The organism is Kitasatospora sp. NPDC059646, assembly GCF_042734615.1.
Lineage (GTDB): Bacteria > Actinomycetota > Actinomycetes > Streptomycetales > Streptomycetaceae > Kitasatospora.
Genome location: NZ_JBHWDS010000062.1, coordinates 1 through 12953 on the forward strand (window position 1 = coordinate 1; position 12953 = coordinate 12953).

The following is a 12953-nucleotide window of genomic DNA, read 5'->3' on the forward strand; positions in this document are numbered from 1 at the left end:
CCTAACTCTCCCGCGCCCGCCGGCCCCGCATATACTCGCCCGCGCGCGGGGGCGCCCCGCGCCCCCCCCCCCCCGCGCCCCCCCCCCCCGCGTACGCGGCCGTGCGGGCGGCCCGCCCCGCGGCCGGAGGGGAGTGCGTCAGCCCCGACCCAGCTCCTGCTCGATCAGGTCGCAGGCCCGGGCGGTGCCGCCCTCGGAGGCGGCGCGGGCGCTCAACTCCCGCGAGCGGGCGGCCACCTGGGCGTCCTCCAGCAGGTCGGTGAGCGCCGACCGGAGCGCCTCGGGCGTCGCGTCCTCGGTGTCCAGCCGGCGGGCGACGCCGAGTTCGACCAGGCGGTCGGCGTTCATGAACTGCTCGGCGGCCTGCGGCACCGCGATCATCGGCACGCCGGCCAGCAGCCCTTCGCCGCAGCCGCCCATCCCCGCGTGGGTGACGAAGGCGTCGGCCTGCTCCAGGATCGCCCGCTGCGGCACCCAGGGGTGCACCTCGACGTTGGCCGGGATCTCTCCGAGCTCCGCCGGGTCGGTGTGCTTGCCGATCTGCAGCACCACGTGCCAGCCGGGGCGGCCGCCGAAGGCCGCCAGGCAGTTGCGGTAGAACGCGGGCTGCCGGGTGAACGCCGAGCCGAGCGACACCAGCAGCACCTTGTCGGCGCCGGCCGGGCGCTGCCAACTGCCCTGCTCCGCCCGCAGGTCGAAGCACGGGCCGACGAAGTCGACGGCCTTGCGGTCCACCCGGTCGGCGTGCGGCTGCATCGCCTCGGTGATCATCGCGACGGCGCGCGCCGGCTTGCCGGAGAACGCGTCCACGTCCACCGTGGTGGCGCCGCTCCCGGCCAGCCACTCGGCGAAGCGGCCGAAGTAGGCGTCGGCGCCGGGGAGTTGCCGGAGCTGGCCGCCGATCTCCTCCTGGTAGCCGTCCCACCCGACCAGGGTGGGCGAGAGCTGCACGATCGGCCGCCCCTGCGCCTCGGCGAGGGCCCGGGCGGCGTACGCGCCGATGTCGTACAGGTAGAGGTCGGCCGGGTCGGCGTCGTAGTGCGCGTGCAGCCGGGGCAGCATCGCGATCGCGTCCTCCAGGAAGACCCGCATGGCACCGATCGGGTCCTCCGGCCAGTCGTGGTCGGCGACCGGCAGGGTGGACGGGTACGGGACGAGTTCGGCCCCGGTGGGGGCGATCAGTTCGGCCGCCGCCGGGTCGTTGAAGTACGTCACGCGGTGGCCGCGGGCGACGAGTTCGCGGATCACTTCGAGGCTCGGGCGGACGTGGCTGACCGCCGGGATGCCGATCATGGCGATATGGGCGCGTCGGGTCATGGAAGAAGCACCTGCTTCCGGTCTACGGGGGCGGGAAGGGAACACCGCACCGCCGGCGCACCACCCTCAGGAGGGCGCCGGGGCGGGGGGACGCGAGGCTCGGGGCACTGCCCCGGCCGCGTCAGCCGTAGATCTGGTGGAAGAAGGACATGGCAAGGACCCTAGCCCGGCGGCCGGGCCGGCGCATCCGAATTGATGACCGTCACTTTGCCCGCACTTGACCGTCCGTCAGATCGCCGACGGCCCGCGCTCGCCGGTGCGGACCCGGACGATGTCCTCCACCGGCACCGTCCACACCTTGCCGTCGCCGATCTTCCCGGTCCGGGCGGCGGCCACCACCGCCTCGCAGACCCGCTCGGCGTCCTCGTCCTCCACCACCACCTCGATCCGGACCTTCGGCACCAGGTCGATCCGGTACTCCGCGCCCCGGTACACCTCGGTGTGGCCGTGCTGCCGCCCGTACCCGCTGGCCTCGGTGACGGTCAGTCCGTGCACGCCGATCTCCTGCAGCGCGGTCTTGACCTCGTCCAGCTTGAACGGCTTGACGACGGCGGTGATCAGCTTCATACCGGGCGGGTCCTGTCGGGTGCTGGGGCGGGTGAGGCGGCCGTCCCGTACGGGTGGACGGGGGCGGAGCCGTGGCTCAGGACGCCGTGATCGTACGCGGTCTCCGCGTGCACGGCGAGGTCCAGACCGGTGCGTTCGTGCTCGGGCGCGGCGCGGAACCCCATCACCCGGTCGATCGCCCGGCCGATGCCGTAGGTCGCGCCGAAGGCGTACCCGGCGACCACCAGCACGGCCGTCGCCTGCCGGGCGAGTTGGCCGAATCCGCCGCCGTGCAGCAGTCCGGCGGGGCCGCCGGTCATCACGGCGGTGGCGAACACGCCGATCAGCACGGTGCCGAGGACGCCGGCCACGAAGTGCACGCCGACCACGTCCAGCGAGTCGTCGTAGCCGAACCGGAACTTCCACCCGACGGCGTAGCAGCACACCACGCCGGCGGCCAGGCCGATCACCAGCGCGCCCAGCAGGTCGACGCTGCCGCAGGACGGGGTGACGGCGACCAGTCCGGCGACCGCGCCGGAGGCCGCGCCGAGGGTGGTGGCGTGGCCGTCGCGGCGCTTCTCGACCACCAGCCAGCCGAGCAGTCCGGCGCAGCCGGCTGCCTGGGTGTTGAGGACCGCGGCGGCCGCCAGGCCGTTGGCGCCCAGCGCGGAGCCGCCGTTGAAGCCGAACCAGCCGAACCAGAGCAGTCCGGCGCCGAGCAGCACCAGCGGCAGGCTGTGCGGGCGCATCGCCTCCTTGCGGAAGCCCAGCCGGGGTCCGAGCAGCAGGGCCAGGGCGAGGCCGCTGGCGCCGCAGTTGACCTCGACGACGGTGCCGCCGGCGAAGTCGAGCGCGCCGAGGTTCTTCAGGATCCAGCCGTCGGGGGCGAACACCCAGTGCGCGACGGGCACGTAGACCAGCAGCGTCCAGGCCGCGGTGAAGGCCACCCAGGAGCCGAACTTGGCGCGGTCCGCAATGGCGCCGGAGATCAGCGCGGCGGTGATGATCGCGAAGGTGAGCTGGAAGGTCGCGAACAGCAGGGTGGGGACGTGTCCGGTGACGCTGTGCGGGGTGAGGCCGGCCATGCCGAGGTGGTCGAGCGAGCCGATCAGCCCCCAGCCGGCGTCGGGGCCGAAGGCGAGGGTGTAGCCGGCCAGCAGCCAGACCACGGTGACCACGGCGATGGACACGAAGCTCATCATGATCATGTTGAGCACGCTCTTGGTGCGCACCATGCCGCCGTAGAACAGCGCGAGGCCGGGCGTCATCAGCAGGACGAGCGCGGTGCAGGCCAGCAGCCAGGCGGTGTCGCCGCTGTCCAGGGTGGGCGGGGAGTCAGCGAGGGGCATGGCGGGAGTGTCGCGGGGCGGGGTTTCGCGCCGTCGTCACCGGTGTTTCCGGGGTGTTTCGGATGAACCGGAGGTTTCCGTCCCCTCACACCCCGGGGCGCGCCGGTGCCCGGCAGCCGAAGCGGCTGCCGGGCACCGGTCACCGAGGGTGGGTCAGCTGGTCTGGACGGCGGTGTCGTCGACCACGAAGGACGTCTGGAGCGAGGCGTCCTCGACGGCGTTGAACTTCACCGTCACCGACTGGCCGGCGTAGGCCGACAGGTCGATGGTCTTCTGGACGTAGCCGGTGTTCTTGTCGAGGTTCGAGTACGTGGCGACCGAGGTGCCGTTGACGGTCACGGTCAGCTTGTCGTACGCGGTCGACGTGGTGGTCTCGGCGGTGTCGATGTGCAGCCAGAAGCTCAGCGACGCCTTGCAGCCGGCCGGGACGGTGACGGTCTGCGAGATGCTGTCGGTGTGCGCGGAGCCGTAGCCGTCCATCCACGCCTTCCACGAACCGGAGTGCGCGGCCTGCGAGGTGGAGTTGTCGACCACGCCGGAGGTGGTGGTCCACGGGGCGGCGGTGCCGGTCTCGAAGCCGGGGTTGCCGAGCAGCTGAGCCGGGGTGCAGCTGCCGCCGCCGCCCGAGGTGACGGTCCAGGTGAAGGACGCGGTGCCGGTCTTGGCGGCGGAGTCCTTCGCGGTGACCGTGACGTTGTAGGTGCCGGCCGCGGTGGCGGTGCCGGTGATCACGCCGGTCGAGGAGTTGATGCTCAGGCCGGTCGGCAGGCCGGTGGCCGAGTAGGTCAGCGGCGCGGTGCCGCCGGTGGCCTTGATCGCCAGGTTGACCGAGGCGTTCAGCGCGGTCGACTGGTTGCCGGGGCTGGTCACGGTCGGGCCGCCGGTGCTGGGCACCGAGCCGACGTTGACGGCCGCCCAGGCGGTCGCGGTGGCGTTGTACTCGGCCGAGTTGGCGCCGTACAGGTCGGTCGCGGCGGACAGCATGCCGGCCCGGGCGTTCGCGTAGTTGGTGGTGGAGGTCCAGTAGGTGGTCAGCGCCCGGTACCAGATGGCGGCGGCCTTGTCGTGGCCGATGCCGGTGACCGCGATGTTGTTGTAGGTCGGCGAGTTGTAGCTGACGCCGTTGATCACCTTGGCGCCGCTGCCCTCGGACAGCAGGTAGAAGGCGTGGTTGCCGACGCCGGACGAGTAGTGGACGTCCTTGTTGCCGACGGTGGAGGACCAGTAGTCGGCCGAGGAGCCGTCCTTGGAGGGCTGGTCCATGTAGCGCAGCGGCGTGCCGTTGCCGTTGATGTCGATCAGCTCGCCGACCAGGTAGTCGGGGCTGTCCTTGGCGATGTTGGCGTACCACTCGACCATGTTGCCGAACACGTCCGAGGTGGACTCGTTCAGGCCGCCGGACTCGCCCGAGTAGTTCAGGCCGGCCGTGTTGGAGGTGACGCCGTGCGTCATCTCGTGGCCCGCGACGTCGAGTTCGGTCAGCGGGTGGGTGTTGCCCGAGCCGTCGCCGTAGGTCATGCAGAAGCAGCTGTCGTCCCAGAACGCGTTGACGTAGTTGCTGCTGTAGTGGACCCGGCTGTAGGCGCCGACACCGTCGTTGCGGATGCCGTTGCGGCCGAAGGTGTTCTTGTAGTAGTCCCAGGTCATCGACACGCCGTAGTGGGCGTCGACGGCGGCGGACTCCTTGTTGGCAGCGGTGCCGTCGCCCCAGGTGTCGGTGGACTTGGTGAACAGGGTGCCGTTGCCGCTGGTCCCGTTGTTCATGTTGGTGGTGTACATCCCACCGCGGGTCGCGTCCTTCAGCTGGTACGTCGAACCGGACAGCGTGGTGCCGATGGTGACGTTGCCGACGAAGACGCCGGTGCCGGTGCCGGTCTCGATGCCTTCCCACTTCTGGATGACGTCGCCGGTGGTGGCGTCGGTGAGCACGTGCAGCTTGCTCGGGGTGCCGTCCTTCTGGACGCCGGCGACGACGGTCTCCCACGCCAGGCGCGGGTTGTTGTCGGCGGCCCAGACGACCAGGCGGGGCGCGGTCTCGACCGAGGAGTTGGCCTCGGCGGCCAGCGCGGTGGCCTGGCCCTTGGCGGCGGCCAGCTTCGGGGTGGTGGAGAGGCCGTTCAGCGACGCGGTGGAGGCCCGGTCGACGCCCTTGGTGGTGCCGTTGGCGGCCTGGTGGACGACCATGTCGCCACCGAGGACGGGGAGTCCGTTGTAGGTGCGCTCGTAGCGGAAGTGCTGGGTGCCGTCGGCGTCCTTGGACGCGTCCTTCACCACCAGCTTCTCGGCGGAGCCCAGGCCCAGGTTCTGGGCGACCTGGGCGGAGCGGTTGCCCGCCTCCGAGATCAGCTGGGCGCGCCCGGCGGCGGCCTGCTGGTCGGCGACCTGCGCCGTCGCGGACGGGCCGGCGGGGGCGGCCTGGGCCACCGCAACCGGGATCGCGGTCACCAGCATGGCGGTGGTGGCCGCGAGCGCGGCCATGCTCACGCGGGCATGCGTGTAGCGAGACATACAGAGACTCCTTTACCGACCGTCGCGGGGTCACGAGCGGTGGAGAGAATCTGGCCGCGGTTGCGGCGCAGCGGGGGCCCCAGCCGCCGGTCGCGGCGCGGGGTGCGGTGCATTGGCGCGGTACAGGGCTGCGGGGTGCCGGTGGCCTGGGGAGGGCTCCACCGGCTGTGAGTGGGGCTACCTGTCTTCGCAGCGAGGGGAATCGTGGCAGCAAACACCCCGTGAATGACAGATGCATGCCACGGATTGACTCATTTATGACCGCCCTACAAGACCGTCAAGGGCCGCCCATGGTCCGGCATTTGGGACGGCGTCAGGAACGGCCCGGCGGGCGGCCGGACCCGACCGATGCTTTTCGGCCATCCCGCAAGGGGCCCCACCCGGAGGTGAGACCCCTGTTACCGGCGGGGAACCATTACTTCTGGACGAACACCGCGACCGTCCGGCCCGGCACCGTGAAGGTCCCCGAGGCCGGGTCGAAGGCTGCCTTCCGGACCACCGGGTCGGCGCCCGCGGCCTGCACCCGGTGCAGCGCCTGCGCGGTGCCGCGCAGGCCGACCACGGTCTGGGTCTGCGCGGTCGGAGTGGCGTTGAACACCACCGTGAGGCCCTTCTCCGCGCCCTTCAGGCCGGTGCCGTCCAGGTGCATGGTGATCACGCCCGGGTTCTCCCCCGCGGTGCCGGACAGCGGGAACGACAGCCGGCGCTGCACCTCCGCCGCGCTCGGCAGCGAGAACAGCGGCGAGGACTGACGGATCCTCAGGAACTGCTGGTAGAGAGTGGTGGAGGCGCCCGTCTCGTTGCAGCCCATCCGCAGCTCCGGGTCGGCCAGCAGCTGCTTGTCGCGGTCCCACATCGACCGGTTGTCGGCCGCCATCGGCAGGCCGCGGCCCCAGCCGTTGCCCAGCTCGCAGTTCCAGGAGATCGCGTTGAACCAGTCGCCGGAGTCGAACGAGTTGGCGTCCAGCGACTTCGAGCGCAGCAGGTCGCTGCCGGCCTGTGCGAAGCCCGGGCCCTGGGAGAGCGCGGTCAGCGACAGGCCGAGCGCCTGCATCCGGGCCCGGTCGGCGGGCGAGGTGCCCTGCGGCAGCTTGAACGCCAGCGCGTCGTACAGGTCGGCGTTGTCGTGCGCGTCCAGGTACTCCACCGCCTCGCCGGGGTTCGCCGCGTAGCCGGTCGGGGCGCCGTTGTAGTCGACTCCCTTGCCGGTGACGGGCTTTCCGCCGGAGTCGGTGAAGGCGTAGCCGGCCAGGTTGCCGGTCAGGCCGACCTTGATCTGGTCCATCTGGTGCAGCAGCCGGGCCTTCTGCTCCTCCGGGGTGCCGTTGTCCGGCGAGCCGTTCGGGTCGGTGTACAGGCCGGACGCGAAGCCCTGCTGCGGGGCCGAGGACAGCATGAAGTTGCCGCCGCGGCCGGCGTCCCGGATCCGGTCGTTGAAGGTGGCGATGCCGGTCCCGGCCATGTTGACCTGGGTGGCCTGGACGAACCGGGAGTCGTTGGCGACGGTGCCGAAGTTCCAGCCCTCGCCGTACAGGAAGACGTTCTTCCCGTCGACGCCGTCCTTCTGCGGGGTGAGCCCGGCGAGCGCGGACTGCACGTCCAGCATGGTGGACTTCGGGTCCAGCCCCATCAGGTCGAACCGGAAGCCGTCCACCCGGTACTGCCGGGCCCAGGTGACCACCGAGTCGACCACCAGCTTGTTCATCATGGCGTGTTCGGGCGCGGTGTCGGCGCAGCAGGAGTCGGTGGTGACCTTGCCGCTGTCGCTCAGGCGCTGGTAGTAGCCGGGGACGACCTTGTCCAGCACCGAGTGCTCGTCCTGCCCGGCCGCCGCGGTGTGGTTGTAGACCACGTCGAGCACCACCCGCAGGCCCGCGTCGTGCATCGCCTGCACCATCTCGCGGAACTGCACGGTCCGTGCGGTCCCGTTCGGGTCCGTGGCGTACGAGCCCTCGGGGACGGTGTAGTGCAGCGGGTCGTAGCCCCAGTTGTAGGCGTCGTCGGCCTGCACGGCCGCCACGCACTCCTGCTGCTTCTCCGACGCCGCGGGCAGCGCGGCCAGGTCGCAGGCCGGCAGCTTCTGGTCGGCCCGGTTCTCCCGGATGGTGGCGATGTCGAAGGTCGGCAGCAGGTGAACGGTCGTCACCCCGGCCGCGGCGAGCTCCTTCAGGTGCTGCATGCCCGCGGACTTCGACCGGGTGAACGCCAGGTAGGTGCCGCGCTCGTCGGCCGGCACGGTGCCGTCGGCGGCCGAGAAGTCCCGCACGTGCAGCTCCTGGATCTGCTGCTGCACGGCCGGGATCGCCGCCGGACTGCGGTGCTGGTCCCAGCCCTCGGGCTTGGTGGACGGGGCCGACAGGTCGGCGACCAGGCTGCGCTTCGAGTCGGCGGCCAGCGCCGTCGAGTACGGGTCCGTGACGGTGTTGACCACCTTCCGCTGGACGCTCGGCGCCCACACCTCGACCTGGTACAGGTAGTACTTGCCGTCCAGGTCCTTGGCGTCCCCGGTCAGCGACCACACGCCCGACGCCTCGTCGCGCTTCATCGGCACGGTCTTCGGGCTGCCGCCGGCCGCCCTGTCGAACAGCTGGACGGCGACCCCGGTCGCGGTCGGCGCCCACAGCGACAGCGTCACCTTGCGGTTGCGGCCGTTGCCCCGGCCCGGGCCGGTGTACACCGGGCCGAGCTGGGCCTTGGCGGCCCGGCCCGCGTACAGGTCGTCCAGCACGCCGGGGAGCTGCACGCCGGTGGCGGCGAGCGCCGCGCCGTTCGGCAGGTGCTCGGTGAAGAGCAGCTGGCTGCGCAGCGCGTCGGTGATCCGGCCGGCGTCGCGCGGGTCGACGGTGAAGGCCCGGTAGCCGGCCAGGTGCGGGAACTTCGCCTTCTGGGCGTCCGTCAGCCCGGCGGCCGGGGTGAGCCGGATCCAGTGGCCGGGCTTGGACAGCACGCCCTTCTCGACGGTGATGCCGCCCTGCGGGTCGTAGATCAGCTGGGCGCTGGTGCCGCCCTTCAACTGGGCGTCCGCCGCCCCGTAGCCGGCGGGCACCACGACGGTCCTCGCGTCGATCCACTGGGCCTTCGCGGAGGCCGGGTCGAGCTGCGAGGAGGCGCCGGCGGTCTGCGGCAGCAGGTAGCCCTCCTGGCCGCCGATGATCCACACCTCGCGGCCGGAGGCGGCGAAGTCCAGCGACTGGTCCTGCGGCAGGTCCTTGTCGTTGCCGTTGTGGATGATGTAGCTGAGGCTGGTCGCGCCCGCCGCCAGCGGCACCTCGAAGACGGCGCCGAACGCGTCCCGGCGGGCCGGCATCAGCGGGTTGCCCCAGTCGGTCGGGGTGGCCGCGCCGGTCCAGTCGTGCAGGCCCCAGCCGTCGTAGGCGCCGTCGGCCCGCCGGTAGTGGATGATCGCCCTGCCCTCCGGCACCGGCTGCGCCCCGTCCGGGTTCGCCGTGCGGACGGCCGGGTCGCCCTCCTTGATCCACACCTCGCCGGTGGCCGAGACGTCGATGTGCCGGTCCTGCTCGACGTCCTTCGCGCCGTTCTTCTCCACCACGAACCCGACGTCGGACGCTCCGCTCTTCAGCTTCACGTAGGCGAACGCGCCGTACGCGTCCCGCCCGACGAAGCCGTGCCCGTCCGGCCAGGTGGTGCCCTCGCCGTCGGCGATGTCGCCCCAGGTGTACAGGTTCCAGCCGTCGTAGTTCCCGTCCTGCCGCTGGTAGTGCACCACCGCGTACGGCCGGGCCACGGCGCTCGGCGCGGGGGCCGGCGGCTGCTGACCGGTCGTGAACTGCCCACTGGCGGAGGCGAGCCGGCCGGCCGAGTCCTGCACCACGGCCTTGAACCGCACCACCGTGCCGGGCGCGACGCCGTCCAGGTCCTGGGTGACCCGGTACACCCCGTTGTCGGCGGTGCCGAGGGTCTGCCACGGCCCGTTGCCGACCTGCGCGGCGAAGGTGACCCGGTCGAAGCCGCCGCCGGGCACGGTCGCGCCGAGCGCCACCGTGCCGTACGAGCCGTCGGCCGGGGCGGTCACCGTGATCGACGGGCCGTCAGCGGGCTTGGCCAGCTTGTGCTTCGCCTTCAGCACCAGCGAGGACATCGCCGGGACGGTGACCGTCACCCTGCCGTCCGCGCCGCTGCTCGCCCGGCCCTGGAAGCCGTACAGGCCGTCGAAGTCCATGCCCGCCGAGAAGGTGTCCAGCGTGACGGTCTTCGCCTCGGCCGCGTTGTTCACCGCCACCAGGTACTCGACCTGGTCCTTGGCGTCGATCCGGGAGAACGCGTACACGCCCGGCCCGTCCGCGGCGTACCGCTCCACCTGCGCGCCGTCCGCCAGCGCCGGGTTGTCCTTGCGCAGCTTCGCCAGCGCCGCGATGCCCCGGTACAGCGCCCCGTCCGTGCCGTACCGGTCCTGCGGGCCGGACGTGCCGCCGATCACCGCGTCGCTGTTGTACGACGGGGTCTTCGAGGCGAACATGTCCTGCCGGGCGTCCTTGTCGCCGCCCGCGCCCGTGAAGCCCTGCTCGTCGCCGTAGTAGACCACCGGCTGACCGCGCGTCAGGAACTGCAGCTCGTCGGCCAGCCGGTCCTTGCGCAGCAGCAGGTCGTCCGACGCCCCCGGGTTGTCGCTCAGCAGGAACGACCCGAACCGGCCCATGTCGTGGTTGCCGAGGAACGTCGGCAGCTCGTACGCGTCGGTGTCCGCCGTCGTGTACCGGTAGTCCTGCGCGTACAGCTCGCTCAGCGCCTTCGCGGAACCGTTCTGCGACACGTACTTCCGGGCCGCCTCCTGGAACGCGAAGTCCAGCGTCGCCTGCAGCTTGCCCTTGGTGACGTACGGGGAGGTCACCGCAGGGTCGCCCGAGTACACCTCGCCGAACATGAAGAACTTCCGGTTGCCCCGCTGCGCCGCGAACTGCTTCAACGCCGGCGCCCACTGCTCCCAGAACGCCAGGTTCACGTGCTTGACGGTGTCGATCCGGAAGCCGTCCACCCCGGTCTCGGCCACCCACTGCTGGTAGATCTTCTCCATCCCCGCGACGACCCGCGGGTTCTGGGTGTCCAGGTCGTCCAGCCCGGAGAAGTCGCCCTCGGTCGCGGACTCGCCGACGAACGTCGAGTTGCCCCGGTTGTGGTACAGCGACGGGTCGTTCAGCCAGGACGGGGTCTTCGCGTTCGCGTCCGCCGGGGTGCGCAGCACCGGGGTGTAGGGGAAGGAGTCCTTCGAGGTGCTCGGCCACTGCGCCCGCGCGTCGGCGACCGCCGTCTCGTCCACCGGGTTCCCGTCCGCGTCGAGCGTCGGGTACGCGCCCGCCGAACGGTAGTCGTAGGAGCCCTCCGCGTAGTCGATGACGTCCGCGGTGTGGTTGGTGATGACGTCGAAGAAGACCTTGATGCCCCGCTTGTGCGCCTTGTCGATCAGCTCCTTGAGCTGCTCGTTGGTGCCGAAGTGCGGGTCGACCTGGGTGAAGTCGGTGATCCAGTAGCCGTGGTAGCCGGCCGAAGCGTCCGCGCCCGCGCCCTGCACCGGCTTGTTCTTGAAGATCGGCGCCATCCAGATCGCGGTGGTGCCGAGGTCCTGGATGTAGTCGAGCCGGTCGATCAGGCCCTTCAGGTCGCCACCGTGGTAGAAGCCCTTGTCGGCCGGGTCGAAGCCGTTGTCCAGCCGGCCGCCGGTGATGCCGCCGGTGTCGTTGCCGGTGCTGCCGTTGGCGAACCGGTCCGGCAGCACGAAGTAGAACTGCTCCCGGGTCAGGTCGTGCCGGGCCGCGGTCGCCGCCAGCGCCGCGTCCGACGGCGGGGCCGGCGGCGCGGGCGGCGCGGCCGACGCGAGCGGCACGGCCCCCAGGGTGGCGGCGATCAGCGAGGCCGCCACCAGGACGGAAGCCCGTCCGGGGCGGCGGTAGGGGGTCGTGCGGCGCGGGGAACGGGACTGGGCATCGGCCACGGCAGGGCTCTCCCTAGGGGCGCTCGGGCAGGGTGGGTGGCGTGGAACCTAGCGCTCTGCAAGATGTTTCAGCAAGATGCGAAAGGCGTGACGGGCGTGAGTCATACCGAGTCGTGACCTGAGCCCGCCCCGCCTCCCCCGGGGCTCCGGGCACGAACCGCACCCCGGTTCGACCCCCGGTAACCCGCGCGCCACAATGGACCGCATGCGCCTCGAAAACCGACCGACCCCTACCCCCGTAGGGGGACAGTCGGTGAAGAATCCCCGACCAGAGGATGAGCAAGCGACCACACCTCGTCTGGCAGACTTCTCGTCCATGGGGGAACCGACCGAGATCCACGCAGCCGACGCCGAACGCGCCGAGCGGGGCGCGCGCGACGGTTCCGACCCGGGCACGGACCACACCGCCCGCACGCCCGGCGGAGCCACCCGCGTCGCCCGGACGCCCACCGCCGCACTCCGCGGCCGCCTCCGCGAACAGCGCCGCACCCCGCGCCGCCCGCGCCTGCTCTTCGAACTCGCCCTGATCGGCATCAGCTACTGGCTGTACTCGCTGGTCCGCAACGCCGTTCCCGAGCAGGCCGCGACAGCGCAGAAGCACTCCAGCTGGGTCTGGGACTTCGAGCACACCCTCGGCATCGCCGTCGAGCGCTCGATCAACCACGGCGTGAACTCGGTGACCTGGCTGATCGTCGGGATGAACTACTACTACGCCACGCTGCACTTCATCGTCACCATCGGCGTCCTGGTCTGGCTCTACCGCTCCCACCCCGGCCGCTACGCCGCCACCCGCACCGTGCTGTTCATCACCACCGGCATCGCGCTCGTCGGCTTCTACTTCTTCCCGCTCGCCCCGCCCCGGCTGATGACCGACGGCGGTTTCATCGACACCGTCAAGGTCCACGACACCTGGGGCTCGATGGCCTCCGGCGCCGGCGCGCACGTCTCCAACCAGTTCGCCGCGATGCCCTCCATGCACATCGGCTGGTCCATGTGGTGCGGCCTGACCATCTTCTTCCTGGCCCGCCGCACCTGGGTCCGCGTCCTCGGCCTCGCCTACCCGCTGGTCACCCTCAGCGTGATCGTCTCCACCGCCAACCACTTCTGGCTGGACGCCGTCGGCGGCGAGATCTGCCTCCTGGTCGGCTTCCTCGCCGCCCGCGTGATCTACCACAACTGGGTCTACCGCCTCCCCCGGCACCCGGACGACCCCGCCGAGCAGGCCCTGACGGTCCCGGTCGCCTGGGACGCCAAGGTCTCGGCGTAGCGCAGGCGGCGCCCGTGCA

Annotated in this window: 6 protein-coding genes; 1 reads left to right on the forward strand and 5 read right to left on the reverse strand. The window is 71.5% G+C overall.

Annotated features, from left to right (window positions below; all coding sequences use genetic code 11):
- Window positions 1–138: 138 nt before the first annotated feature.
- From ACFV1L_RS31410 to pulA, 5 genes are all read right to left on the reverse strand, one after another.
- Window positions 139–1317 carry a macrolide family glycosyltransferase gene (locus ACFV1L_RS31410; RefSeq protein WP_380372358.1) on the reverse strand — a complete coding sequence of 393 codons (1179 nt, stop codon included), beginning with the start codon at window positions 1315–1317 and terminating at the stop codon, window positions 139–141.
- 228 nt (window positions 1318–1545) lie between these two features.
- On the reverse strand, window positions 1546–1884 hold the full coding sequence (locus tag ACFV1L_RS31415; RefSeq protein ID WP_035861976.1) for a P-II family nitrogen regulator: 339 nt from the start codon (window positions 1882–1884) through the stop codon (window positions 1546–1548).
- A complete protein-coding gene (locus ACFV1L_RS31420; RefSeq protein WP_380372361.1) occupies window positions 1881–3212 on the reverse strand; it encodes an ammonium transporter in 1332 nt (443 codons plus the stop codon). Before ACFV1L_RS31420 ends, ACFV1L_RS31415 begins: the two co-directional genes overlap by 4 nt.
- A 153-nt stretch (window positions 3213–3365) precedes the next feature.
- Entirely contained in the window at window positions 3366–5720 is a 2355-nt protein-coding gene (locus ACFV1L_RS31425) for a M4 family metallopeptidase (protein ID WP_380372364.1), read from the reverse strand.
- Window positions 5721–6135: 415 nt separating this feature from the next.
- Window positions 6136–11667 carry a pullulanase-type alpha-1,6-glucosidase gene (gene pulA, locus ACFV1L_RS31430; RefSeq protein ID WP_380372367.1) on the reverse strand — a complete coding sequence of 1844 codons (5532 nt, stop codon included), beginning with the start codon at window positions 11665–11667 and terminating at the stop codon, window positions 6136–6138.
- Window positions 11668–11983: 316 nt separating this feature from the next.
- Between pulA and ACFV1L_RS31435 the strand changes: the two genes are divergently transcribed.
- Window positions 11984–12934, forward strand: coding sequence for a phosphatase PAP2 family protein (locus tag ACFV1L_RS31435; protein ID WP_380372369.1), 951 nt, complete (start codon window positions 11984–11986; stop codon window positions 12932–12934).
- The last annotated feature ends 19 nt before the right edge of the window (window positions 12935–12953 follow it).